This is a genomic window from Aquimarina litoralis (genome assembly GCF_039523995.1).
In the GTDB taxonomy this organism is placed as follows: Bacteria; Bacteroidota; Bacteroidia; order Flavobacteriales; family Flavobacteriaceae; genus Aquimarina; species Aquimarina litoralis.
Map to the genome: position 1 here is coordinate 611,235 of NZ_BAAAGE010000001.1, position 25,837 is coordinate 637,071.

A 25,837-nucleotide genomic window follows, 5' to 3' on the forward strand; every position below is an offset into this window, starting at 1 on the left:
CTTCAATTAATAAGATATGGCCAAAACAAAAACTATTTTTTTCTGTCAGAATTGTGGTGCGCAATATGCCAAATGGCAAGGACAATGTACTTCTTGCAAGGAATGGAATACCATTGCAGAAGAAGTAGTTCAAAAGGCTTCAAAAAATGATTGGAAAGCCCCTAGTACTTCAACTAAAGAGCGTAGAGTTTCGAAACCACTCAAAATTTCAGAAATTGATACGAGTCACGAAGCAAGATACAATACCGATGATTCAGAATTAAACCGAGTTCTTGGTGGTGGATTAGTACCAGGGTCTCTTACGTTATTAGGTGGCGAACCTGGCATTGGAAAAAGTACATTACTATTACAAATTAGTCTAAAATTACCCTATAAAACTTTATATGTATCTGGAGAAGAAAGCCAGAAACAAATAAAAATGAGAGCGGAACGCATTCATTCCAAAACCGATAATTGTTTAATCCTTACAGAAACGAAAACTCAGAATATCTTTAGACAAATCGAAGCTACAGAACCTGATATTGTAATTATCGATTCTATTCAAACCCTTCATAGTGATTATATAGAAAGTAGTGCTGGAAGTATTTCGCAGATCAGAGAATGTACTACGGAATTAATAAAGTTTGCAAAAGAAACGGCTACTCCTGTAATTCTTATTGGTCATATCACCAAAGATGGAAATATAGCAGGACCCAAGATATTGGAGCATATGGTAGACACTGTACTTCAGTTTGAAGGAGATCGTAATCATGTGTATCGAATACTTCGAGCATTAAAAAATCGTTTTGGATCAACTTCAGAACTTGGAATTTATGAGATGCTAGGAAGTGGCCTTAGAGAAGTTACAAATCCGAGTGAAATTCTAATCTCTAAAAAAGAAGAAGAACTAAGCGGAACTGCTATTGCTGCCACAGTTGAAGGTATGCGTCCTTTAATGATAGAAATTCAAGCATTAGTGAGTACTGCAGTGTATGGAACTCCACAACGTAGCGCTACTGGATATAATCTAAAACGATTAAACATGCTCTTGGCAGTATTAGAAAAACGTGCTGGTTTTAGATTAGGAGCTAAAGATGTATTTCTTAATATTACTGGTGGTATTTCTGTGGATGATCCGGCGATTGATTTAGCCGTGGTTGCGGCTATACTCTCATCCAATGAAGATATCCCTATTGCCAAGGATTTTTGTTTTGCTGCCGAAGTTGGACTTGCTGGAGAAATTAGACCGATTACAAAAGTAGAACAACGAATTCAAGAGGCCGAAAAACTAGGTTTCTCGACCATTTTTGTATCTAAATACAATAAAATTTCTAACCCTGATAGCGGTATAAATATTCAACTTGTTGGTAAAATTGAAGATGTTGTTGAGTATTTATTTGGTTGATTTTTAAGGTGCTGGATTAGGAATTTGCGCATGTACTTCATTAATCTCATTGAGTATTTCATCAGACAATACCAAATCGATACTCCCTATATTTTCTTCTAATTGTTGTATCGAAGTCGCTCCAATGATATTACTGGTAACAAACGGTTGTTGATTTACAAAGGCCAATGACATCTGTGTTAAACTCATTTCATACTTCTTTGCAATTTCATTGTACAATCGAGTAGCTTTGTAACTATTTTCATTCATATATCGATTGTAGTTTGGAAAAAGATCAACTCTAGAGTTCTTAGGGATTTCATCTAGATATTTTCCTGTTAACATACCAAAACCAAGCGGTGAATACGGTAAGTGTCCCATATCTTCTCTGTGCAGAATCTCAGCAAGCCCAATTTCATCTTTACGATTCAAAAGGTTATAAGGGTTCTGTACCGTGATCATTTTAGGAGCTCCTTTTCTTGCCTCTTCTAAATAGCGCATTAAACCATAAGCAGATTCATTGGAGACACCGATCTGTCTAATTTTACCTTGCTTTACAAAATCGTTTAGATACCCTAAAACCTCAGCAAAATTATCTTTCCAAGGATCATTTTCATCATGAGTATATCCTAGTTTCCCAAAATAATTAGTCTGCCTTTCTGGCCAATGCAATTGATATAAATCAATATAATCCGTTTGCAGTCTTTTTAAACTCTTATGAATTGCATCTTCTAATTCTGATTTACTAAATCCACCTGTTCTTATATGCTTAGAAAATTCTGCAGGTCCTACAATTTTAGAAGCAATCACTACATCATCTCTTTTACCAGATTTCTTTAACCAGCTTCCAATAACTTTCTCTGTACTCCCTTGAGTTTCTTTTTTAGCAGGAACAGAATACAATTCGGCAGTATCAATAAAATTTACACCTTTATCAATAGCATAATCAATTTGCTCATGACCTTCTGTTTCAGAATTCTGTTCTCCCCAAGTCATAGATCCCAAACATATTTTACTAACTTTTATATCTGTATTCGGTAACGTAGTATACTTCATATAATCGACTTAATTTTTTTGGAAATGTAAAGACTCAAAATTAAAAAGTCTCTTATTAGATATTCTAAAAATTATCATAATTAAACTTTAAACTGGGGATCTTCTCTACAACATTGACCAAGTAATCTACAATTTCATCTAGTAAAATAAAATTCAAATAAAAACAAGGTGCTGAATAACAGTAACTTACGAAATTTTTAGTATTTTGGTATTATTGTTTCAATATATATCTCAAACATCAGCAATGATGAACAAAAGGCATTAATAATAATACCAACCAAAAAAAAACAGAGTTGTTTCTTTTTTCAACTCGCTACTCTTATAACCTGATAAAGAGCTTCTATTTTTAAGAAGCTCTTTTTTGTATTCAACACACTATTTCGCAAAACAATTATATATAATAATATATGTTTTGATACTTTTTATATATATTTTTATATCTTTAAAAAGAAATTCACTCACTTTTTTATATAAAAATATGCTTAATACGTATTACAAAAATCTAACTAAAGAAAATAGACAACTAGCTGTACAACGCATTGCATTCAAAACCGCTTTTACGGAAAAAATTGTAGAAAGAGTGTTACATCGCTTTAACCCTCTTATTGAAATTCAAAAAAATAGGGTAGTGATTCATAAAAACTCATATCATAGACTTGTAAAAGAAATTTATAAGGAATATTTGATAACCACCTAAAAAAACGGATGCAGTTTTACCCCATAACTACATCCGTTTTACAACTAACCAACCTAAAAAATTAATTCCTCACTCATCCAACCATATTATCTTTTTAGATTGATATAAAAGTATGATCTAAAAGGTTGTTAAGAAACCTATAATGAGGGAAACCGCATTCTGAGTGAGGGAAATAATATATTTTCTTATGGAGCTATTAACAATGTCTTCTTAATGACTTGTCTTTAAAAAATAGAAGATAAAATCTAAATATGTAGGTCTAGAGAAATTGTATAAAACAAAAAAAAGCGCTCATTGCGCTACGTAAATTTACGACATCGGTAATATTTCTATCACTTTGCCGTATACGTTTTTGGTCCATCCGTTGATGCGACCTCGGTTATTACCGATTAGTAATCCTCGTTTTACATTTTTTCCTTTAACTAAATGTGTAAAACAGTTTCCTCTTACTTTACAAAAAACAATATCTCCTGCTTCGCAGTCTTCCCAATTAACAGGTTCCAGAATAACAGGTTGTTTAGATTGTAAAATAGGTAACATAGAATTACCTGGTTCTTTGGAGACAATTGTCTCTCCATTCAATAGTTTTTGAATTTTCCAATTCATAATCATAGTTTTAAAAATTAATACATAATTCAAAAACTATGGAGTATGGATATTACAAAGAACTCGTACTCATGTACATTGCAAATATAACTATTTTTTTAAAGCTCTCTTATTATATAGATTAGACAAGAATACTACTGGTCATCTTCATCATAGTCATCTTCCTCATCATAATCCTCTTGGTAATCATCCTGTTTATCTTGTTGTTCATCTCTTCGTTTATTCGCTTTTTTGGTAACCCCACATTTTCTGCGAACAATTCGTTCTGAAAGTGTTGCGGCATTTCTTGCATGACTTTCAGAAGTACGACCATCTTTCATAATAGCATCGTACACCGATTTATTTTCTATAAGCCCTCTTAAAATACAAGGGAAACCAGGACTATCCTTTCCTTTATAACGGCTTTTTTTCTTTGGCTTGGTAACCAACTCATTAAATAAACGCCCTTTGAGTACTCTGTCTTGTTGCACCTCCACGATAAACTTGTACAATAAGTTCTCGTCTTCGGATTCCATATCATTTACCTTATCCAATACGTTAGAGTACTCATCATTAGTAAAATCGAAATATTGATAAAAATCGAAGTAACTCCCTTGATCTTCTTTCTGCTCTTCTCCATCTTCTGAGTACTCATCACTTTCTGTTCCTTCCTCCTCATAGTACTCCTCTTCACTTTCCTGACTTACTCCTTTACACACGAAAAATAGTAGTAGTATAAAAATAGGTAACTGCTTCATTTTATTCATAGTTTTTATTTGATTTGGGTATTATAAACGTCTGATACAGCTGTTTTGTTATCTGTTTTACTGGATTTTACGCTTTTATAATAGGAAGCAATGTAAACTTTTTCAATTTGTTATGAAAATTTACACCACTTCTATGCATATTTAAGAATTTTATTTTTTGTTTGCTAAATTCGTGGCACACTTTTTGGAAACTTCAAATTAAATTGGTTATTTTAAACCAAGTTTTTAAGATAACTTTAATAATAAAATTATAATTATTCCGTTAGGAATACGTGAAATCAAATACGTAGTTTTGATACTAAATTTATAACACCCAAATATTATGAAAAAACTAATGCTACTTTTATTCTTAGTAGGCGCAGGAGTAACCACTCAAGCACAACAGGATACGTGGGCTCAAAGAGCTGAATCGTTTACTCAATTGTACAGTTTAGCTACTGATTTAAATAAAGAAACTGATAAGGTTACCGCACAAGGAAGCGTAGTTTCAGTTGTAACTGGTAAAGGAACTATATCTGTTGAACAAGTTTTAGACAAATCAAAGCCTGCAGATTTAAAGGCTTATAAATATAATTTACTTACTTCAGCTGGAAAAATGATTCCTTTAGACTTAAAAAACTCTGAAGAGGTAATTGAAGGTTTTCACAGAAAACTTTTAAATGTAAAAGAACAAATGAGACAGAATCATGATAAAGAAGTTGGAGATATTTTAGATTCTTTGTTTAACTAAAGTATTAATTCAACATAATAAAAAAGCGCTCTATTCGAGCGCTTTTTTTATGGAGATAAATTAAATTATATATCATTTAATAACTTAGAAATTTCATCTAGCTTAGGTGTTAGAATTACTTCTATTCTTCTGTTTTTAGCTTTACCAGCAGATGTTTCATTAGATGCCACTGGTGAATACTCTCCTCTTCCTGCCGCGGTAAGGTTCTGTGCATCGATTTGTGGATTTTTTAATAATAAATCTACAATAGCTGTCGCTCTTTTGGTAGAAAGATCCCAGTTTCCTTTTAACTGCCCATTACCTGTATAAGGCACATTATCAGTATGTCCTTCTATCAATACAGCAATATCTGGGTTCTCTCCAAGAACAGATCCCAACTGTTTTACCGCCTGTCTTCCTTGGGTACCTACTGCCCAACTACCAGAATCAAACAACAATTTATTCTCCATAGAGATATATACTTTTCCATTTCTTTCTTCTACCGTTAATCCTTTTCCTTCAAAATTTCTTAGTGCTTTAGAAATAGCAGATTTTAACGCTTGCATCTTAGCATCTTTAGCAGCAATTAGTCCTTCTAACTCATCTACACGTTTAGAACGGCTATCCAAATCTCTTTGTAGTTTTTCTAATCGATTACGCTCTGCAGCTAAGGTTCGCTCTTTTTCTTCTAATTGAGATAACAATTCTCGATTTCTCTTGTTGTTGGCATTCAAAGCTGCAGCACTATTTTTTCCTAAGGCATCGTATGAGTTCTTTAGATTTTCATAGTTTGAAGAAAGCGCATCATATTTAGTTCGTAACTCATCTCTTTCTGTCTTTGTTTTGTCATATGCTTCATTTAGCTTATCCAAAGCTAACTTATCAGTATCACTTTCCTTTTGTAATGTCTTATATTTATCTTGCAGTGAACGATTTTCTCGTTTTAGTCTTGCATATTTTCCTTCTAGTTCTTTATGTACTTTAGAAGAAACGCAAGAAGTAGCAAAAGCTCCAATAAAAATGATTATTAAAATTCTTTGTATCATATTTTTGTTTTTTCTGTCAGTCTGAGCTTGTCGAAGACTGATAAGATCTCATTATACTAATATAACACTTCGACAAGCTCATTGTGACAATTTGGTATGACAATTCTAAGTTTTTTTTATACGTTTAATTCCACCATGATTGGGCAATGATCACTATGCTTTGCTTCGGATAAAATGATAGCTCGTTCTAGTTTATCTCTTAAAGGTTCTGCCACCATTCCATAATCCAATCGCCAACCTTTATTATTGGCTCTAGCGTTAGCTCTGTAACTCCACCAAGAGTAATTATGAGGTTCTGAATTAAAATGCCTAAAAGAATCAATAAATCCGCTCTCCATAAAATTGCCGATCCATTCTCGTTCTACTGGCAAAAATCCTGATACATTTTTATTACGAACAGGATCATGAATATCAATTGCCTGATGACAGATATTATAATCTCCTAGAATAACCAAATTAGGATACGTCTTTTTAAGTTCATTAACATAGTCTTGTAGATCTGCCATATATTTTAATTTATGCTCTAATCGATCTAAATTAGTTCCACTTGGCAGGTACATACTCATGATAGATACTCCATTAAAATCAGCTCTTAGGTTACGCCCTTCATGATCCATATAGTCGATTCCTGTACCATATTCTATGTGGTTTGGTTCTGTTTTGGATAAGATAGCAACACCACTATAACCTTTTTTCTGTGCACTAAACCAATAGTTATAAGAATATCCTGCTTCGGCAAAAACATCTAGTTCTAGTTGTTCCTTATTGGCTTTGATTTCTTGTAAACAAATCACATCAGGATCTGCTTGTTGCAACCATTCTATAAATCCTTTTTTTAAGGCTGCACGGATTCCGTTAACATTATATGATATTATTTTCATAGTATATTTTAAAAACAATAGCTAATATATCTGAAAATTGTTTTTTACGGTAATTATATCATAATAAAAAAATACTACTATTCATTCCCCAAGACTTCAATCATTTTTTTGGGTTTTTTAGTTCGTACTCGTACCAATTCATAATGCCAAGTATTATTCCATTTATTAGCGATAATGTCTAATTTCCCTTTTTGCTTAGAACCTTTGATTCCGACTGTCATGATAGCCTTACTTTTTTCCTCATATCTAACTTCACCTTCCAGCAATTCAAAAACGCTAATCGGCTGTACTTCTCCTAATAGTGCAACTACACGTTGGTCATCTTCCACCATTTCGAAAGCAGTTGTATATACCGACGGATCTGATACCGCTTTTGTAAAATCTCCAATAGGTTTGCCGAGTAATACCAAAATTGTAAGTACAAATCCACTTATCAATGCGAAAAAACCTAATATCCAACTTCGGCTTTTACGCCACCATCTTTTCTTATCCATATAATTTGTCTTAAATTTTTGCCTAAATAAATGCGAAATCACAAAACATACCACTATATTTAGCGTTATCGCTATTATAAAAACCTATCCAATCAATAATTGTTGCACAAATCATAGTAATTTAAGGGCTTGGAGTGTCTCTGTTTCTGAAAAACTTTAGTTTTGTATCGATGCGCATTTTTACGGTTTTAGGTTTTTTATTACTTCTTAGTACCTATACTATATACGGGCAGGATATTTCTGGAAATTTCAGAAGTAAAAAAGTACCCGTTACCGATACCATTCGTATTGATTCTGTAAGCATCAATCCTTTTAAATTTAAATTGCTTTCTAGGCAAGGAAATGCTATCGACAGTACTTTTTATAAGGTGAATTTTGAAAAGGCATCTGTAATTTTATCTGCGGAGATTAAAGCACAAAATGATTCTATTACATTACAATATTATCGATATCCTGATTTTCTAACCAAAAAGTATTTTGAGTTTGATCCATCTCTTATTGTAGAGGAAAATGGAAATCTACAAAAGCTATACAGCTTATCCGAAGCTAATAATAAAAAAGAATTTACTCCTTTTGATGGGCTTACCACTAATGGGAGTATCTCTAGAGGAGTTACTGTAGGTAGCAACCAAAACACAGTATTAAACTCTGAACTAGATTTACAAATCTCAGGTAAGATTAGTGATAACATTTCACTACGAGCTTCTATTCAGGATGCCAATGTACCCGTACAGCAAAGCGGATATTCACAAAATCTAGATGAATTTGATCAAGTATTTATTGAACTCTACAGTAAAAACTGGAATGTAAGAGCTGGCGATGTACAACTACAAAACAATACTAGTTATTTTAACCGATTTACCAAAAACGTACAAGGTATATCTATTAACGGAACTTTGAATCATACAGAATCAAACACTAATTTGTTTGCTTCTGGAGCATTGGTAAGAGGAGTTTTTACCCGTAGTCAATTTACTGGACAAGAAGGTAATCAAGGTCCATATAAATTAACCGGTCCTAATGGTGAACTCTTTATTCTTATTGTATCTGGTAGCGAGCGCGTATATGTGAATGGTTTATTACTGGAACGAGGAGAGAACAAAGATTATATCATCGATTATAATGCAGGAGAAGTACGTTTTAATCCCACCTACCCCATTACTTCGGATATGCGGATATCTATCGAATACCAAACTACAGAACGAAATTATTCTAGAATTATAGTCTATGGTGGCGGAGAACACAAAAGTGACAAACTAAAAATTGGTGCTTTTGTATATTCTGAAAATGATGCAAAAAATCAACCTTTACAACAAAATTTGAGTGATCCTCAAAAAGAAATTCTATCCAACGCTGGTGATGATCCTACTCAAATGATTTCTCCATCAGCTGTTCCTGATGTTTTTAGTGAAAACAAGATCCTCTATAGAAGAGAAACGATCAATGGACAAGAAGTATTTATATTTTCCAATAATCCAGAAGATGAATTATTTAATGTACGTTTTTCATTGGTAGGTGATAATCAGGGAGACTACATCGTTGGTGATGTAAATACAATAAGTCGAATTTTTGAATATGTACCACCTGTTAACGGTATTCCGCAAGGTAATTATGCTCCCGTTGTACAACTTGTAGCCCCTACCAAACTGCAAACCGCAGTGGTACAAGGTTCTTATGTACCAACAAAAAAAACAACAGTGTCATTCGAAATTTCTGGTAGCAAAAATGACCTTAATTTATTTTCGGATATTGATGATGACGATAATGATGGCGTAGCTGGAAGACTACAGATACAACAAAATATCTTCTCCAGAGATAGTAGCTGGACTATGAATGCTTTTGCTAACGGTGATTATATCCAGAAAGAATTTAAAAGCATTGAAAGAATTTATAATGTAGAATTTAATAGAGATTGGAACTTGAATAATCCACTTGGAGATCAACAATTTTTAACTACCGGTTTAGAACTACTACATCCCAAAAAAGGATACACAAGATACTCTTTTCAACACTTAAATTTTTCCGAAAATTATAACGGAAACAGACATCTTTTAAACACAGAGCTGCGGCTTAATAAACTGGCAGTTGGTGTGTTTTCTAGTTTACTAAATAGTAAAAATGAGACTTTAGACTCACGTTTCTTTAGAATGTACAGCAACATTACCTATAGCTTTCCCAAAAACTGGATAGGTGCTAAAATGGCTACCGAAGAGAACAAAGAAATTAATGTCGGAGATCAGACATTTACCTTAAATACCCAACGATTTAAATCCTACGAAATATACAGTGGAGTAGGTGATAGTACCAAAATTTATGCAGAAATAGGATATCGACATCGCATAAATGATAGTGTAAAAAACAATAGACTGGACAAAGTGAGTACCTCTAACACCTACTTTTTAAAGTCCAACTTATTGAACACAAAAAACACGCAACTTTCGTTATTTATCAATTATAGAACCTTAGATAATGAAGATCAAAATCGACAAGATGAGCAATCTTTAAACTCTCGATTACTTTATAATCAGCGGTTTTTCGGAAGTAAAATCAATTGGAACACTGTTTTAGAAACCAATAGCGGAACACTACCTCAACAGGAATTCACTTATATCCAAGTAGATCCGGGACAAGGAACTCATACTTGGAATGATTATAATAGTAACGGTGTACAAGAACTAGAAGAATTCGAAATTGCTCAGTTTACAGATGAAGCTATATACCTTAGGGTTTTATTACCTAATCAAGTTTTTGTAAAAACGCATCAAAATCGACTTAGTCAGATTATTACCCTAAACCCCCTTTCGTGGTCAGGATCTGAAAATAAAATCAAAAAACTATTGTCTCATTTCTACAATCAAACTTCTTATATAGTAGATCGTAAAAATTTGCGAGATAATAATTCCTTTGATATTAATCCATTCCGTAAAGATGAGAATGAGCTAGCACTTAATCTAAGTTTTAGAAATACATTATTTTTTAATCGTGGAAAACAACGCTATACCACATCGTACACATTTTTGTCCTCTAAAAACACAAATTTACAGGTGACTGGACTTCAGGAAAATAGTATCGATAGCCATCAACTAACATTTGCTCATAAAATGGCCAAAACATGGCTTTTTGATTTAAAAAACGAGCTAATTACAACAGAAAGTATTTCGGAAAACTTTACCAACAGAAACTACATCTTAGAGGGTTATAAAATAGAACCTAAACTTTCTTATTTGCTATCACCACAAACACAGTTTAGTATATTTTATTTATTAAATGATCAGGAAAACATATCTGGAGAAGAAATACTGACTCAACAAAAACTAGGAGTTTCTTTTATGTATGCTAACAAGCAACAAATATCGATAAGTGGAGAGTTTAACTACTTCAAAAATGATTTTACCGGAAATGCATTTTCTCCTGTGGGTTATCAGCTGTTAAGTGGTTTACAGCCTGGAGATAACTATACTTGGTCTCTTTTAGCCCAAAAAAAACTAACCAAATATTTAGATCTGAACGTTTCCTATTTAGGAAGAAATAGCGAAAATAATAACACAATTCATACAGGAAGCATTCAACTAAGAGCCTATTTCTAATATTTTTCTCATCTTTACAAATACAAATCTCTTAATTCTTCTATTACCATGAAAAACACCTTAAAAATTTATCTGTTTATTCTTCTCATTCCTTTTCATAGCTGCATTACTACTAAAGCTGCAGATGGAAAAGATGGCCAAAACGGAAAAGAAAGTGCTCAAAACATCAGCTCAACAGATATGCTGGAAAAAGGACTTAAAAAAGCAACTTTAAAGACTTCTAAATCGAGTGATTGTCCATATATACTTACAGTAGATGAGACTAAAGATCAATTAGACCCTATAAATCTTTTAGACTTTTTTGAAAATGAGGTTCCGGAAAAAGTATGGGTAAAATATGGTAACCTAAGAATGCGTAACCGATGTATAGAAGCCAGACCTGTAACCATCATAGAAATTAACAAGCGTACAGATTAATTCACTGAAAATTTTGCAGACTTTCCGGTTTTACCACTTCCCAACCTTACAAAATAAATACCCGTGCTGGCAAAAGACATATCTAACAAGTAGGTAAATCGACTATTCGCATCTTTATCTACAAAATTAGAAACAATTGTTTTACCAGTAATACTATAAATACTCAACCTAAGTCTATCATCGGCATTACTATCGCTCATTGTAATCAAAAACTGGTTATTCGGTTGACTCAAAACAGTAAGGTCTGAATTTGGATTGGTATTTTCTCCTATTTCTACCGTATAATCATGTGTAGTTCCAAACTGCATTGATCCACAAGGATCATTAAGCCTTGCCCCACTATTTGTATTTGTATCACCAGCTCTTACTCTCAAAATATGCGTGCCCAATGGGGCATCGCCTGGCAAGGAGAAAAGAAATGTTTGATCTACATTCTCTTGAGATATTACTTCGTTACTTATGATTAATTCTTCATCTTCAAAAACTGCATCATCATCCAAATCTATCCATAAGGAAAGTTGTTCTGCATCGCCTTCGGCAAAACCAGCCTGAACTGTTAACGAATAAACACCTAAAGATCTATCCAGATTAATCACCAAATCTGTAAAATCTTCGTAACCGTTACCACATTGAATGTCTCTATTTGAAATATTAGAAAGTACAAAAGAAGATAATCCATCTCCAAATCTCAAACAATCAGATGTCGGTGCACAAAGTTGATGTACAACAACTCTAGAAATAATATCATTAGCAGTATCTTGGTCAGATGTTAATTCTGTGCCTATCTGAAAATTATAACTATCAAAAGCAGACAAATCTGCTGTAGTAGTAAAAGTATATTCTGCGGACTCTCCAACCGGAATAGATCCCGTAAAAGTTTCGCTAATCACCTCTCCTCCATCTATAGCATAAAATACTGGAATATTAGATTGAACAGAACCTCCATAATTTCTAATAAGTACAGTAATTGTCTCAGCTGAAGAAATTCCACCTCCAGAAACAGGTGATACCAAACTAATCACTCCAACATCATTAAGAAACAAATTATTTGCTTCTCTATTTGCACAATTATTTTCTGGAGTTACATCTCCAACTAAATTAGTCTCTGCTTCTATTAAAGAAACTCTTCCACTAGTTAAATTAGCAGTAGTATTAAACGTAAAAGACGCTATTTGGCCTGGAGCAATAGTTCCTGTAAAAATCTCATTTACTGCAGCGCCACCATTAATACTATAGCTAACAGGAATATTACTTTGGGTAGTAGCACCGAAATTCTTAATTGTTATTGTTATAATCTCTGCAGCCGAGAACGTTGCATCTTGTGGAGCATCGATACGAATAACACCTACATCGTTGTTTACATTTTCGGCAATTTTAAATACCCCAACAATATTTCTCGCATTATTACCCGAATTCTCGAAATATTCAGCAATATGCCAAAAAGTTTGATCATCTCTAGGATCTACAGTTATCTGGGCATAATCGCCATAACGATTTCGAGTAGTTTGATCGACATCTGTACCAACGGCGATAGTTTCTTCGGCAAATGTCATAGTTCCTAAAGGATCATCAGCTAATCTACCTGTATATCGAATAGATGCAAAACTATCTCTACCTGCTCCATTATCCACTGTACCCATAGTTGTATAGCCCATTCCTATGTTACCAAAAACATCCATTGCCATACTGCCGCACCACGCACTTTTACCATCTGGTGAAGTATAAGTCCCCTCTTGGAAAACTGACCAAGGTTGACCATCTCCATTTTGTCGAAGTTCGTACCATCTTATTGCCGAAATATTATCAGAATCTGGACGAGTGTCTATATCTACAGGAAAGTTGAGTACTACTGAATTAAAATCACAAAACCTTCTATAATTCGTAGCATACATTACTGTTCCTTGCAAAACATCAATATCTTGACCACCTGTTCCAGGTTGTGGTAAATTAGCAAAAGAACCTCCATCAAAAGTAGAATCAAAAGGGGTTATATTTCCATTACTAACCGTTAATTCTTCTGCCTCAGTAATTGTTGACTGATCAGGATTCACCCAATCCACATTGATGGTCCATAATTTTAAGGCGTCTTCACTCACTCCCTCCCAATCATCATCCTGAAAATAAATAATTTTAGCATCTCCTTCTGGCGGTAAAGTATTTCCTATGGCATTAAAAGACGCTGGACTGTAAAAACCACCTATTCTTGCTCCTGGTAATGGAAAACCAATCATTTGTGTTGTATTAGCTCCAGCAAGCATTTGTTCTCTATCAATAACAAAAATAACTTCACTTGTCATTTGTTGTCCTTGATCTTTATTTGCTGTTACGTAATATCCATCTGACCAAATAGAGAATTTTGTATAATCTGGAAAACTACCTGTATTGAATCTATACGTAAACCAACCATCATTCACTGGATCAGAACCTCTGCAAACTGCCACTAAAAACCCGTTCGGAGTATCACTAAATTGCGTAATTACAAATCTATCTGCAAAACTATCATAAAAAACGATGGGATCTCCTAAGGTTTCACCTGGAAAAATATTAGCCAATGAAGTTGATGGCACAAGTACATTTCCATTTCTATCATGAATAGCAAATGCCGAGTTCTTGGCACTTACAAAGTGATTAGGTCCTATCGCACCCGATGGATCCGAGGGTGAAACTGTGCTAGAATTTGTCTCAAATATTAATGAAGGAGCTTTATTATTTCTAAAAGAACCCTGATTTTTCTGTTTAGCTATTAATGCATCTTGTTGTTTTGGTAAACCTTTACCCGGTACTACTTTATTAGCATCCGTCCTTTTAGGATTTACCTCTCCATCTCTAAGCTCCTCAGGTATTAGTTTTTTACCTATTAAAGGACCCACCTCTTTCATATAGCTGGAAGAAGTAACCAAAGTTGCATTACTGGTCTTTTTATTTTGAGTAAAACCAGTTATACAATACAACATAAAAGAAAAGAAAAGAATCCTTTTCATAGCTTAATCAGAGAGTTTTAAGATGAGTTTGTTTTCGATTTCTGGTCTAAAATACAATTAAACTTCAAAAAATGGTAAAAACTAAGCACTTAATCTATCATTTATACAGAAAACAAAGGAGATTTCTTACAAATGAAATCTCCTTATACTATAGTGTAACGTTAAATTGATAAAATTATTTAAATAATACTATCAAGTTAGTTCTAAATAATAAACAAGCTTGTTTAATAAAACCCTACTAAGAAACTACTTGATTTTGATACGCATAAAAAAACCACCATTTCTAGGTGGTTTTATATATTTACAATTCAGTTTTATTTCAACCAATTTTCTGCATCTACTTTTTCTGAAATAATAGACTTTAATTCAGAGATAGCAACTCGTTTTTGTTCCATGGTATCTCTATCTCTTATGGTAACTGTTTGATCAGTTAGCGTATCGTGATCTACCGTAATACAGATTGGAGTTCCTGCAGCATCTTGTCTTCTATAACGTCTTCCGATTGCATCTTTCTCATCGTAAGCTACATTGAATTTCCATTTTAGATCTTCTACAATCTTTTCAGCCACTTCCGGCAAACCATCTTTTTTCACTAATGGTAATATCGCAGCTTTTACAGGTGCTACAACCGCAGGAAGTTTTAATACTACTCTACTGGAACCATCTTCTAACACCTCATCCTGTAAAGCCGTAGAAAATACCGCTAAGAACATTCGGTCTAACCCTACTGATGTTTCTACTACATAAGGAACATAGCTTTCTTTTAATTCTGGATCAAAAAATTGTAGTTTCTTACCAGAATATTCTTCATGCGCTTTGAGATCAAAATCTGTTCTAGAATGAATCCCTTCTAATTCTTTAAATCCAAATGGGAAATTAAATTCTATATCCGCCGCAGCATTGGCATAATGTGCTAATTTATCGTGATCATGAAAACGATAGTTTTCTTTCCCTAACCCTAATGATAAATGCCAGTTTAAACGGGTTTCTTTCCAGTATTCATACCACTTCATTTCTTCGCCTGGTCTTACAAAAAACTGCATTTCCATTTGTTCAAACTCACGCATTCTGAAAATAAATTGTCTTGCTACAATTTCATTTCTAAATGCTTTACCCGTTTGTGCGATACCAAAAGGTATTTTCATTCTACCTGTTTTCTGAACATTAAGAAAGTTCACAAAGATTCCCTGAGCCGTCTCTGGTCTCAAATACAAATCAGTAGCTGATTCTGCTGAAGCACCCAGTTTTGTTCCAAACATCAAATTAAACTGTCTAACGTCTGTCCAATTTTTAGAGCCTGTCTCTGGATCAGCGATACCCAGTTCTTCAATTAATGCTTTTACATCAGCTAAATCTTCACTCTCCAAAGATTTCGCCATTCGTTGAAGTACTCTTTTTTGTTCTGAAAGATATTTTACAACTCTTGGATTTGTAGTAACAAATTGCTCTTCATCAAAATCATCTCCAAAACGCTTTTTCGCTTTTGCGATTTCTTTTTGAGCTTTCTGATATTGTTTTTCGGCATAATCTTCTAACAATACATCTGCTCTATATCTTTTTTTAGAGTCTTTGTTATCAATTAAAGGATCATTAAACGCATCTACATGGCCTGATGCTTTCCAAGTAGTAGGGTGCATAAATATTGCTGCATCTAAACCGACAATATTTTGATGCATATACACCATACTTTTCCACCAATACTCTCTAATATTTTTCTTCAGTTCAGCCCCATTTTGTCCGTAATCATATACGGCACTCAATCCATCATAGATTTCACTAGAACCAAAAATATACCCATACTCCTTGGCATGGGCTATTACCTTCTTAAATTTATCTTCTTGATTTGCCATGGCGCAAAAATAATTGAATTTACCACAATTGAAAACGAAATTATTCAATTAATGTACTTAAAAAGTAATTTCTCACAAAAACATAAAAAAACCACCATATTACTCAAAATATGGTGGTTATATATGGAATAAAACCTATTTACTTTAATTCAAATTGAGTGTTAGAAATCATTCTTGGTCCAGAGAATAAATTCACTACATAATTCCCTTTCATCAACTCTCCTTCTTCAGCATCTACTAATACACAAACGTCTAGGGCATCATTTTCATAAAACACTTTATTACGACCACTATATGTTAATACAGCATCATCAAAGTTTACTGAAATTTTATCTCCTATAAGATTATTTTCTGGATTAATTACCTGAACGAATAATTCCTTATCACCTTTTTCTGTTAGTTTATTAGGTGATAATGTAAAACATACTCTCACTTTTTCTGCTCTACTAGATCTAGAAGTTGTAACTATTTTACCGCTATTACGAACTCTTACTCCTTCTGCTTTAATACCAGAAGCTTGTAATGCAGAACCTCTTTCTACGATTTCAGCAAGTTTACTATTCTGATTTGCAAGAGAATCTGAGAATACGATTCTTTCAGAAAGTGCTGTAGAGGTACTATCAAGATCCGTTGCTAACTGAGCATTTGCAGTCGTTAAACTATCTGCTAATTTGAATAATCTTTCACGTTCTTTCTTCAACTTACTAACTTCTCTTCTGTAACGTGCGATCAATGCAACATTAGCTTCATAATCTTTTAAGCTATCTAATAAAACAACAACACGTTGTTTTTCTTTCAATAAATGATCGTCCATCACTTCATTAAGAGCAATAGCGTTATCATATTTTGTTATTAATTCTCCTAATTCGCTTTCAATTAAATCTTTTTCTTGTTGCAAAATTGCTTTTTCTCTCTTTTCTTCGTTGTAAAACTTATACGTGAAGATCCCCAGAATTAATAAAAGAGCTCCCAGAACACCGATTAGTATCTTAAGGGTCAAGTTATTGTTTTGAGTTGTCATAATAAATTTCTAATTTTTGATGGTTACGTTATATAGTAAATTTAGTTAAATATAATAATTAATGTTAATTCACCTAATATGTTAAGCGACTTAGCTTATTTATTTTTCCCTATATATTGTGCTGCTTGCGACAGTCCATTATATAAAAACGAAAAGGTCTTATGTTCCTCTTGCAGACACAAGCTTCCGCTGGGTAATTTCCATAAGGTTAACGCTAAAAAGATCGAAAAAGTATTTTATGGGCGTGCTAAAATAGAAAATGCGACCTCTTTGTTTGTGTTTGAAAAAGATAGTTTGGTGCAAAATCTTATGCATAATTTAAAGTATCGAGGACAACAAGAAATCGGAAAAGAGCTAGGGATATGGCTAGGTTATGAACTAATGCAATCAGATGCATATCAGAATATTAACGCAATCATACCGGTGCCTTTACACCCTAAAAGATTACGAGAGCGAGGGTATAATCAGGTGGAGAAATTTGGAAGAGAAATTGCCACCCAATTACAGGCGGATTATATCGATTTTGTTTTGAAAAAAAATTCTTACAGTGAGAAACAATCAAAGAAAAATCGTTTTTCTCGTTGGTCAAATACTTCTGAAACATTCGCAATCGAAAATGAGTCTCTATTAATAGATAAACATATATTAATTGTAGACGATATTGTAACTACAGGAGCAACACTAGAAGCTTGTATTCAAGTTTTGAAATCCATACCAGGTATTAAAATAAGTATTGCCACTATGGCGATCACCGTATAGATTTTTTGTTTGTTATAAATAGTCGTTTCTTTGTGTCTTTAAAAATCGTAACGGAGCTATGTATAAAAGATCCTATACAATACTATTTACTATTTTCTCTTTATTATTAATTATCAGTTGTGCAAAAAAAGGTACAATAACTGGTGGTGAAAAAGATGAAATTCCTCCAAAATTTGTGAAAGCAACTCCTCCTAATTATTCTACAAATTTTAATAGAAATGAAATCCGAATCTATTTTGATGAATACATAAAGCTAGAAGATGCTCAAAAACAGATCATCATATCTCCACCGATGGATCCTAAACCCGAAATTACTCCATTAGGTGCTGCGAATAAATACATCAAGATTAAATTTTTAGACACTTTATTAGAAAATACAACATACAGTATAAATTTTGGACAAAGTATTGTAGACAATAATGAAGGAAATCCAAATCCTTTTTTTAGATACGTTTTTTCTACGGGAGATTCGTTAGATTCTTTAAGAATACAAGGTACAGTGGCAGATGCTCTTGAAAAAAAGCCGGATCCATTTATAAGCGTTGCTCTTTATGAAATCAATGAAAATTATTCTGACTCTCTTGTTTTTAATGAAGTACCAAGATATGTTACCAGTACTCTGGATAGTATTAATTTTGACCTAGACAATTTAAAAGAAGGTAAATATAAACTTATTGCTCTAAAAGACGCTTCTTCTAATTATACCTACCAGCCTAAGCAAGATAAAATTGGTTTTTACGAAGAAATAGTAACTCTACCAGAAGACACTGCAAAGGTATTTACCATCAATTTATTCAAAGAAGTACTAGATTTCAAAGCACTTAAACCAAAACAGCTTTCTAAAAACTCTTTCGTTTTTGGATATGAAGGAGAATTAGATTCAATGAAAATAAAGTTACTTAGTAATACTCCAGAAAACTTTGAAACTCGCATCTTTCCGGATAGAGAAAAAGATACATTACATTATTGGTTTAGACCTTTCTTTGAAGCAGATTCCTTAATTTTTGAGGTTGCAAACACTAAAAATTTTAGAGATACGTTAGTTGCTAGATTCAAAGATCAATATAAAGATTCCATCAAATTAAGTAGTAATTCTAAAGGAAGTCTAGCATTTGATGAAGATTTTACACTTTATTCTAATACACCACTAGAGAAAATTGATGACAAGCTTATTAAGTTAGTAGATAAAGACACACTAGAAGTTCCATTTTCTGTTGCGTTAAATACAAATAAGAATGAAGCTAAATTTACTTTTGAAAGAACTGAAAGTAATGCATACAAACTAGAGTTGTTACCAGAAGCAGTGACCGATTTTATTGGAAATGTGAATGATAGTATTAGTATTAATTTTAGAACCAAAAAATTAGCAGACTACGGCACCATCTTTTTTACTTTAGAGAATGTAAAACAATATCCTGTTATCATCCAAGCTACTGACGAAAAAGGAAAGTTTATTGATGAAAAAATTGTCACAAAACAAGAAACTGCTGTTTTTGATAATCTCGATCCAGGAAAATACAATTTACGTGTAATCCTTGATAATAATAAAAACGGGAAATGGGATACTGGTAATTTCCTAAAAGGCCTGCAAGCAGAAAAAGTAATCTACTTCCCAGAAGTCCTAGAAGTTCGGGCTAACTGGGAACTCAAACAAACTTTTGTTTTGGAATAATTCTAAAAGGATCTGCATCCTGTAAGAAAGGTAGTTTTTTACGAGTTTTTTCGATATGCTCTTTATCTAAGGTTGCATATAAAACAACTTCTTTTTCTACAGGATTTTCTTCTAAAACAGAATTACCGAGCACGTCATATACCGCAGAATGGCCATTGTACTCATAGCCTTTTCCATCTAGACCGACACGATTTACACCCACACAATAGGACATATTTTCAATAGCTCTGGCTTGCAAAAGGACATCCCACGCATTTATACGAGGTTTGGGCCAACTAGCTACATACAAAAGTAAATCATATTCAACCGTGTTTCTTGCCCATACAGGAAATCGAAGATCATAGCAAATCTGAGGTTTAATTTTCCAATTTTTATATACAATAATAACCTCTTCATTACCAGCCGTAAACACTTCGTCTTCTTTGGCCAAAGTGAATAATTGATGTTTATCATACTTCTGAATAGTTCCATTGGATTCCACAAACAAAAAACGATTGTAATAAGCACTATTATCTTTTATAATGATACTACCCGCTATTGCACAGTCTTTTTCTTTAGCTAGTTCCTGAAGCCACTTTATCGTTTCTCCATGCATAGTTTCTGCAACTTCAGCAGCATTCATTGTAAAACCTGTGGTAAACATCTCCGGAAGGATAATTAGATCTGTTTTGGGTTTCACGGCTTTGATTTTTTGTTCAAATACCGCTCTATTCTGGATTGGATTTTCCCATGCTAAATGAGATTGAATTAACGCAATTTGTAAAATAGCACTCATAGCCTAAAGACAATTAAACTTAAAAATTATACAATATCGACTTCCTTACTCTTCTTCTTCATGTACCATTATCTCAAAATGAGCAGTCTTCTTTTTTGAAGAAACTGTAATCTTTTCGATTACCGATCTATCAATTTTGTGGATGTCTTGTTCTTCTATAACAAAATCTACTTGAGTAATACTCTTGTTGGATACGTTAGAAAAATCAGATTCTATTTCCTGCATATCAGAAGCTAAATTTAATTCAAAATCCTTTCCTAAAATTAAAAGTTCAGCTCCTTTCCAGGTTTTTATATGAAAACTCCCTATAATAATCGTTTTCACATAATAATACCCCGCCAATTCCACAATGTCCATATAAATCTCATTAGATGAAGATTGTGCAAATTTGGTTCCGTTTACCTGTATAATTATATTTTCTGCATGGGTATCCACATGCAATTTCTCCATCGCTCTAATATTACCTAGAGCTGCCTGCACTTTCAGAATCGAACGTTTTAAACTCATAGTTGTGATTTATACTTCAAAAATAACTTTTCATATGAGAATAGATCATCAATCACAATTACTTTTTGCCTTCATGATCAAAAAAGTGCAAAACAAAAGCTATTGTAGTTTTGATAACCGAAATTTCACCTAATAATAATACACAATATTTGAACGATTTACACTCGTCATTTTTCGAGAAAATCGTTATTTTCGCAGACTTAATAGAAAGAACGATCAAATGAGCACGAAGTTTCCTGAATATAAAGGACTTGACTTGCCAAAAGTGGCAGACGATATACTAGAATTCTGGCAGCAGAATAATATTTTTGAAAAGAGTATTTCTGAGCGTGAAGATGCGACTCCTTTTGTATTTTTTGAAGGACCTCCATCTGCAAATGGATTACCAGGAATTCATCACGTAATGGCACGTGCTATAAAGGATATTTTTTGTCGTTATAAAACACAAAAAGGTTTTCAGGTACAACGAAAAGCTGGATGGGATACGCATGGACTTCCTGTAGAATTGGGTGTAGAAAAGGAACTTGGAATTACTAAAGAAGATATTGGTAAAAAGATCACCGTAGAAGAATATAACGAAGCTTGTAAAAAAGCAGTAATGCGTTACACTGATATCTGGAATGATCTTACAAAGAAAATCGGGTATTGGGTAGACATGGAAGATCCTTATATCACCTACAAATCCAAATATATGGAAACGGTATGGTGGTTACTTTCCGAAATCTACAAGAAAGGCTTACTTTATAAAGGATATACCATACAGCCATACTCTCCAAAAGCAGGAACAGGTTTAAGTTCTCATGAATTAAATCAACCTGGAACCTATCAGGATGTAACGGATACTACTATAGTTGCCCAGTTTAAAGCTAAAAAAGAAACACTACCTTCATTTTTAACGGATATTGAAGAGGATATTTATTTCTTAGCCTGGACGACCACACCTTGGACATTACCGTCTAATACTGCATTAACAGTAGGGCCAAAAATTGACTATGTTTTAGTAAAAACATTCAATCAATATACATTTGAGCCAAGCCATGTGATCCTTGCCAAAAATCTGGTAGGAAAGCAGTTTAGTGGAAAGTTTGTTCAAGCAGAAAACCAAGAAGAAGTAACCAACTTTAAACAAGGAGATAAAAAAATCCCTTATTACATATTAAAAGAATTCAAAGGAGCCGATCTTGTTGAAATCCGATATGAACAATTGTTGAATTACGCTCTTCCGTATAACAATCCTGAAAATGCTTTTAGAGTAATATCTGGTGATTTCGTAACTACCGAAGATGGTACGGGTATTGTACATACTGCACCAACATTTGGAGCAGATGATGCCTTAGTATCTAAACAAGCAACTCCAGAAATTCCACCTTTATTGGTAAAGGATGACAACGATAATTTAGTTCCTTTAGTTGATTTACAAGGAAAATTTACGAAACATGTTGGTGAACTAGGTGGGAAATATGTAAAGAACGAATATTATAATGATGGCGAAGCTCCTGAAAAATCAGTAGATGTAGAAATTGCGATCAAATTAAAAACAGAAAATAAAGCATTTAAGGTAGAAAAATATGTGCACAGTTATCCAAACTGCTGGCGTACTGACAAACCTATTTTATATTATCCTTTAGATTCTTGGTTCATCAAAGTAACAGATTTTAAAGATCGCATGCATGAACTTAATCTGGGAATTAACTGGAAACCAAAAGCTACCGGAGAAGGACGTTTCGGGAACTGGCTGGCGAATGCAAACGATTGGAACTTATCCAGATCACGTTTTTGGGGTATTCCATTACCAATATGGAGAACAGAAGATCGCAAAGAAGAAATGGTGATAGGATCTGTTGAGGAATTAAAATCTGAGATGCAGAAAGCAGTAAATGCTGGTTTCATGACAGCTGATATCTTCGAAGATTTCATTGTTGGTGATATGAGTGAAGAGAACTATGATAAAATAGATCTTCACAAAAATGTTGTAGACAAAATTATTTTAGTCTCTCCATCCGGAAAACCAATGAAACGCGAAAGCGATCTTATCGATGTGTGGTTTGATTCTGGTTCTATGCCCTATGCACAATGGCACTATCCTTTTGAGAATAAGGAAAAAGTAGAAGCTGGAGAGCGAAAAGCTGATTTCATTGCAGAAGGTGTGGACCAAACTCGTGGATGGTTCTATACACTGCATGCAATAGGAACAATGATTTTTGATGATATCGCATACAAAAATGTTGTTTCTAATGGTTTAGTATTAGATAAAAATGGGCAAAAAATGTCCAAAAGACTTGGTAATGCTGTTGATCCTTTCGAAACATTAAAAACCTATGGTCCGGATGCTACCAGATGGTATATGATTAGTAATGCAAATCCTTGGGATAATCTTAAATTTGATTCTGAAGGAATTGGTGAGGTACGTAGAAAATTCTTCGGAACCTTATATAATACCTATTCGTTCTTTACGCTCTACGCGAATATTGATAATTTCAATTATTCCGAACCAGAAATACCATTAGCAGATCGTCCAGAAATAGATCGCTGGATTTTGAGCGAACTGCATACACTAATCCAAAGTGTTGATGAATACTATAATGATTACGAACCTACAAAAGCAACAAGAGCTATTTCAGATTTTGTGCAAGAAAACTTAAGTAACTGGTTTGTACGTTTAAGTAGAAGAAGATATTGGAAAGGTGATTACGAACAAGATAAAATCTCAGCATATCAGACATTATACACTTGTATGCTAACAGTTGCAAAACTGGGAGCACCGGTAGCACCATTTTTTATGGATCGCTTATATAAAGACCTTGTTGCTAATTGCGCACAAGAATCTTTTGAAAGTGTGCATTTATCGAATTTCCCAACATTTGATGCTAGCTACGTAGACAAGGCTTTAGAACATAAAATGCAAAAAGCACAGTCTATTTGTTCTTTGGTTCTTTCGTTACGTCAGAAAGAAAAAATAAAAGTGCGTCAACCATTACAGCGAATTATGATTCCTGTTCTTAATGATGCCGATAAAGCTGAGATCAATGACATTGCAGGTTTGATTAAAAGCGAGGTAAATGTAAAGGAGATAGAGTTATTAGACGATGCTTCTGGTATATTAGTGAAACAAATTAAGCCAAATTTCAAAAATTTAGGCCCTCGTTTCGGTAAAGATATGAAGTTGATAGCCAGCAAGATACAGTCTTTTGATCAGGAAGCCATTAAAATTCTTGAACAAACTGGTAGTTTTGACTTAGAAATTAATGATAAAATGATTACTTTAGGTACCGATGATGTAGAAATCAGTTCCCAGGATATTGAGGGTTGGTTGGTTGCAAATTCTGGATCCCTTACCGTTGCTTTGGATATTACCATTACTCCAGAACTTAAAAAAGAAGGAATCGCAAGAGAGCTTGTAAACAGAATTCAAAATATCCGTAAGGATAGCGGATTAGAGGTGACTGATCGTATAGAAATTGTAATTAAGGAAAATAAATCTATACAAGAAGCCGTAGCGACCAATGAGACCTACATCAAGAATGAAACCTTAACCGATACAATTGAGTTTGCAACAGATGTAATAAATGGTACAGAAATTGCGTTTGACGACATTGCGACCCAATTGGTAATAAAAAAACAGTAATTGTATGGCAGAAGATGTAAAAGTAAGGTACAGTGACTCCGATCTAGCAATGTTTAAAGAAATCATTGTGGAAAAGATGGAGAAAGCTAAGAAAGATTTGGAATTACTTCGAAGCGCTTACAAGAATGATGGTAATAACGGTACAGATGATACCTCCCCAACATTCAAGGCTTTTGAAGAAGGAAGCGAGACTATGTCTAAAGAAGCAAATACGCAGTTGGCTATTAGACAAGAGAAATTTGTGCGTGATTTAAAAAACGCATTACTACGTATTGAAAACAAAACATATGGTATTTGTAGAGTAACAGGAAAGTTAATCAACCCAGAAAGATTAAAGCTTGTTCCGCATGCTACACTTAGTATCGAAGCTAAGAATATGCAGAAATAAATATCAAAATATTGTACATTTAAAATGCTTTCCAAATTGGAAAGCATTTTTTTTATGTCCTAATGTAACCTTTTTAAAAAAGACAGGTATTAATAATAGAAGCTAACCAAAAAGAGTAACATCTTGAAAAATTTAACTGACGAAGAATTAATGATTCTGGTATCTGAAGATAATTTGGATATGATGCGTATCCTGTTCGAACGATACCATATTAGAATCTTTAATTTTTTACTAAAAATGACGAACGATAGAGATGCCAGTCAGGATATTGCTCAAGAGGTTTTTTATAAAGCAATCAAGTATAGAAAGTCTTACAATAAAGGAAAGTTTTCATCTTGGATTTATACGATCGCCAGAAATATTTTTTCTGATCATTATCAAAGTAAAAAGAATAAGGATCAACGATTGGATGAAATTGAATATAAAACAGAACAAGAAGGATCTAATGGAATCGAAAAAGACGAAATTAAAGAACAACTAAACCAAGCTTTAAAAAAATTAAATAAGAGTGATAGAGAATTAGTGATCATGAATCGTTATCAAGGAATCAAGTATCAAGAGATTGCAGAAATAACAGGTTCTACAACTGGAGCAGTAAAAACCAAAGTACATCGTGCGATTCATAAGCTAAAAGATCATTACCTACAAAATATATAA

General features: G+C 33.5%; 21 protein-coding genes. 10 read left to right on the forward strand and 11 right to left on the reverse strand.

Going from position 1 to position 25,837, the window contains the following annotated elements; translation table 11 throughout:
- The first annotated feature begins 16 nt into the window (after positions 1 to 16).
- The gene (radA, locus tag ABD077_RS02335; RefSeq protein ID WP_343910112.1) at positions 17 to 1,384 is read left to right on the forward strand and encodes a DNA repair protein RadA; all 1,368 of its coding nucleotides are present in this window, start codon (positions 17 to 19) and stop codon (positions 1,382 to 1,384) included.
- A 3-nt stretch (positions 1,385 to 1,387) separates the two neighbouring features.
- On the opposite strand, the gene ABD077_RS02340 is transcribed toward radA, so the two are convergent.
- A complete protein-coding gene (locus ABD077_RS02340; RefSeq protein ID WP_343910114.1) occupies positions 1,388 to 2,419 on the reverse strand; it encodes an aldo/keto reductase in 1,032 nt (343 codons plus the stop codon).
- Positions 2,420 to 2,897: 478 nt separating this feature from the next.
- Between ABD077_RS02340 and ABD077_RS02345 the strand changes: the two genes are divergently transcribed.
- Entirely contained in the window at positions 2,898 to 3,116 is a 219-nt protein-coding gene (locus ABD077_RS02345) for a hypothetical protein (protein WP_343910116.1), read from the forward strand.
- A gap of 309 nt (positions 3,117 to 3,425) precedes the next feature.
- On the opposite strand, the gene ABD077_RS02350 is transcribed toward ABD077_RS02345, so the two are convergent.
- Both ABD077_RS02350 and ABD077_RS02355 read right to left on the reverse strand, forming a co-directional pair.
- A complete protein-coding gene (locus ABD077_RS02350; RefSeq protein WP_299604878.1) occupies positions 3,426 to 3,722 on the reverse strand; it encodes a hypothetical protein in 297 nt (98 codons plus the stop codon).
- A 134-nt stretch (positions 3,723 to 3,856) separates the two neighbouring features.
- Complete coding sequence (locus tag ABD077_RS02355) at positions 3,857 to 4,459, reverse strand: hypothetical protein (RefSeq protein WP_343910119.1); 603 nt, start codon at positions 4,457 to 4,459, stop codon at positions 3,857 to 3,859.
- 331 nt (positions 4,460 to 4,790) lie between these two features.
- Here ABD077_RS02355 and ABD077_RS02360 point away from each other — a divergent pair, with 331 nt between their 5' ends.
- On the forward strand, positions 4,791 to 5,198 hold the full coding sequence (locus ABD077_RS02360) for a hypothetical protein (protein WP_343910121.1): 408 nt from the start codon (positions 4,791 to 4,793) through the stop codon (positions 5,196 to 5,198).
- A 65-nt stretch (positions 5,199 to 5,263) separates the two neighbouring features.
- Here ABD077_RS02360 and ABD077_RS02365 read toward each other — a convergent pair whose 3' ends face one another.
- From ABD077_RS02365 to ABD077_RS02375, 3 genes are all read right to left on the reverse strand, one after another.
- Positions 5,264 to 6,223 (reverse strand): OmpA family protein, encoded by a 960-nt coding sequence (locus ABD077_RS02365; protein ID WP_343910123.1) that lies wholly within the window; start codon positions 6,221 to 6,223, stop codon positions 5,264 to 5,266.
- A 116-nt stretch (positions 6,224 to 6,339) separates the two neighbouring features.
- Positions 6,340 to 7,104 (reverse strand): exodeoxyribonuclease III, encoded by a 765-nt coding sequence (locus tag ABD077_RS02370; RefSeq protein WP_343910125.1) that lies wholly within the window; start codon positions 7,102 to 7,104, stop codon positions 6,340 to 6,342.
- A gap of 77 nt (positions 7,105 to 7,181) precedes the next feature.
- Entirely contained in the window at positions 7,182 to 7,598 is a 417-nt protein-coding gene (locus tag ABD077_RS02375) for a cytochrome c oxidase assembly factor Coa1 family protein (protein ID WP_343910127.1), read from the reverse strand.
- A 170-nt stretch (positions 7,599 to 7,768) separates the two neighbouring features.
- On the opposite strand from ABD077_RS02375, the gene ABD077_RS02380 reads away from it, so the two are divergent.
- Positions 7,769 to 11,185 (forward strand): hypothetical protein, encoded by a 3,417-nt coding sequence (locus ABD077_RS02380; RefSeq protein WP_343910129.1) that lies wholly within the window; start codon positions 7,769 to 7,771, stop codon positions 11,183 to 11,185.
- Between the two features lie 48 nt (positions 11,186 to 11,233).
- Entirely contained in the window at positions 11,234 to 11,602 is a 369-nt protein-coding gene (locus ABD077_RS02385; protein ID WP_343910131.1) for a hypothetical protein, read from the forward strand.
- On the opposite strand, the gene ABD077_RS02390 is transcribed toward ABD077_RS02385, so the two are convergent.
- The 3 genes from ABD077_RS02390 to ABD077_RS02400 form a co-directional block, all read right to left on the reverse strand.
- Positions 11,599 to 14,583: a GEVED domain-containing protein gene (locus tag ABD077_RS02390; protein WP_343910133.1), complete on the reverse strand. Its 2,985-nt coding sequence runs from the start codon at positions 14,581 to 14,583 to the stop codon at positions 11,599 to 11,601. The genes ABD077_RS02385 and ABD077_RS02390 overlap by 4 nt on opposite strands.
- 314 nt (positions 14,584 to 14,897) lie before the next feature.
- The gene (locus ABD077_RS02395) at positions 14,898 to 16,433 is read right to left on the reverse strand and encodes a glycine--tRNA ligase (RefSeq protein WP_343910135.1); all 1,536 of its coding nucleotides are present in this window, start codon (positions 16,431 to 16,433) and stop codon (positions 14,898 to 14,900) included.
- A gap of 139 nt (positions 16,434 to 16,572) precedes the next feature.
- Complete coding sequence (locus tag ABD077_RS02400) at positions 16,573 to 17,454, reverse strand: hypothetical protein (RefSeq protein WP_299604856.1); 882 nt, start codon at positions 17,452 to 17,454, stop codon at positions 16,573 to 16,575.
- Positions 17,455 to 17,532: 78 nt separating this feature from the next.
- On the opposite strand from ABD077_RS02400, the gene ABD077_RS02405 reads away from it, so the two are divergent.
- Both ABD077_RS02405 and ABD077_RS02410 read left to right on the forward strand, forming a co-directional pair.
- On the forward strand, positions 17,533 to 18,213 hold the full coding sequence (locus ABD077_RS02405; protein ID WP_343910137.1) for a ComF family protein: 681 nt from the start codon (positions 17,533 to 17,535) through the stop codon (positions 18,211 to 18,213).
- 58 nt (positions 18,214 to 18,271) lie between these two features.
- Positions 18,272 to 19,885, forward strand: a complete 1,614-nt coding sequence (locus tag ABD077_RS02410) for an Ig-like domain-containing protein (protein ID WP_343910139.1) — start codon at positions 18,272 to 18,274, stop codon at positions 19,883 to 19,885.
- Here ABD077_RS02410 and ABD077_RS02415 read toward each other — a convergent pair.
- A complete protein-coding gene (locus tag ABD077_RS02415; protein WP_343910141.1) occupies positions 19,860 to 20,660 on the reverse strand; it encodes an amidohydrolase in 801 nt (266 codons plus the stop codon). The two genes, ABD077_RS02410 and ABD077_RS02415, sit on opposite strands and share 26 nt — an antisense overlap.
- Before the next feature lie 45 nt (positions 20,661 to 20,705).
- Entirely contained in the window at positions 20,706 to 21,167 is a 462-nt protein-coding gene (locus ABD077_RS02420; protein ID WP_343910143.1) for a hypothetical protein, read from the reverse strand.
- Between the two features lie 220 nt (positions 21,168 to 21,387).
- Between ABD077_RS02420 and ileS the strand changes: the two genes are divergently transcribed.
- From ileS to ABD077_RS02435, 3 genes are all read left to right on the forward strand, one after another.
- A complete protein-coding gene (gene ileS, locus ABD077_RS02425; RefSeq protein WP_343910145.1) occupies positions 21,388 to 24,792 on the forward strand; it encodes an isoleucine--tRNA ligase in 3,405 nt (1,134 codons plus the stop codon).
- A 4-nt stretch (positions 24,793 to 24,796) separates the two neighbouring features.
- Positions 24,797 to 25,180, forward strand: coding sequence for a TraR/DksA family transcriptional regulator (locus ABD077_RS02430; protein ID WP_299604843.1), 384 nt, complete (start codon positions 24,797 to 24,799; stop codon positions 25,178 to 25,180).
- A 123-nt stretch (positions 25,181 to 25,303) separates the two neighbouring features.
- Positions 25,304 to 25,837 (forward strand): RNA polymerase sigma factor, encoded by a 534-nt coding sequence (locus ABD077_RS02435; RefSeq protein ID WP_299604841.1) that lies wholly within the window; start codon positions 25,304 to 25,306, stop codon positions 25,835 to 25,837.

What these genes read in the sequence shown, in the direction of transcription:
- ABD077_RS02420 (WP_343910143.1), bottom strand. Translation starts at nt 21,167, where the DNA reads ATGAGTTTAAAACGTTCGATTCTGAAAGTGCAGGCAGCTCTAGGTAAT.
- ABD077_RS02410 (WP_343910139.1), top strand. Translation starts at nt 18,272, where the DNA reads ATGTATAAAAGATCCTATACAATACTATTTACTATTTTCTCTTTATTA.
- ABD077_RS02380 (WP_343910129.1), top strand. Translation starts at nt 7,769, where the DNA reads ATGCGCATTTTTACGGTTTTAGGTTTTTTATTACTTCTTAGTACCTAT.
- ABD077_RS02400 (WP_299604856.1), bottom strand. Translation starts at nt 17,454, where the DNA reads ATGACAACTCAAAACAATAACTTGACCCTTAAGATACTAATCGGTGTT.
- ABD077_RS02350 (WP_299604878.1), bottom strand. Translation starts at nt 3,722, where the DNA reads ATGAATTGGAAAATTCAAAAACTATTGAATGGAGAGACAATTGTCTCC.
- ABD077_RS02375 (WP_343910127.1), bottom strand. Translation starts at nt 7,598, where the DNA reads ATGGATAAGAAAAGATGGTGGCGTAAAAGCCGAAGTTGGATATTAGGT.
- ABD077_RS02385 (WP_343910131.1), top strand. Translation starts at nt 11,234, where the DNA reads ATGAAAAACACCTTAAAAATTTATCTGTTTATTCTTCTCATTCCTTTT.
- ABD077_RS02395 (WP_343910135.1), bottom strand. Translation starts at nt 16,433, where the DNA reads ATGGCAAATCAAGAAGATAAATTTAAGAAGGTAATAGCCCATGCCAAG.
- ABD077_RS02355 (WP_343910119.1), bottom strand. Translation starts at nt 4,459, where the DNA reads ATGAAGCAGTTACCTATTTTTATACTACTACTATTTTTCGTGTGTAAA.
- ABD077_RS02360 (WP_343910121.1), top strand. Translation starts at nt 4,791, where the DNA reads ATGAAAAAACTAATGCTACTTTTATTCTTAGTAGGCGCAGGAGTAACC.
- ABD077_RS02415 (WP_343910141.1), bottom strand. Translation starts at nt 20,660, where the DNA reads ATGAGTGCTATTTTACAAATTGCGTTAATTCAATCTCATTTAGCATGG.
- ABD077_RS02370 (WP_343910125.1), bottom strand. Translation starts at nt 7,104, where the DNA reads ATGAAAATAATATCATATAATGTTAACGGAATCCGTGCAGCCTTAAAA.
- ABD077_RS02340 (WP_343910114.1), bottom strand. Translation starts at nt 2,419, where the DNA reads ATGAAGTATACTACGTTACCGAATACAGATATAAAAGTTAGTAAAATA.
- ABD077_RS02365 (WP_343910123.1), bottom strand. Translation starts at nt 6,223, where the DNA reads ATGATACAAAGAATTTTAATAATCATTTTTATTGGAGCTTTTGCTACT.
- ABD077_RS02345 (WP_343910116.1), top strand. Translation starts at nt 2,898, where the DNA reads ATGCTTAATACGTATTACAAAAATCTAACTAAAGAAAATAGACAACTA.
- ABD077_RS02405 (WP_343910137.1), top strand. Translation starts at nt 17,533, where the DNA reads ATGTTAAGCGACTTAGCTTATTTATTTTTCCCTATATATTGTGCTGCT.
- ABD077_RS02390 (WP_343910133.1), bottom strand. Translation starts at nt 14,583, where the DNA reads ATGAAAAGGATTCTTTTCTTTTCTTTTATGTTGTATTGTATAACTGGT.
- radA (WP_343910112.1), top strand. Translation starts at nt 17, where the DNA reads ATGGCCAAAACAAAAACTATTTTTTTCTGTCAGAATTGTGGTGCGCAA.
- ABD077_RS02430 (WP_299604843.1), top strand. Translation starts at nt 24,797, where the DNA reads ATGGCAGAAGATGTAAAAGTAAGGTACAGTGACTCCGATCTAGCAATG.
- ileS (WP_343910145.1), top strand. Translation starts at nt 21,388, where the DNA reads ATGAGCACGAAGTTTCCTGAATATAAAGGACTTGACTTGCCAAAAGTG.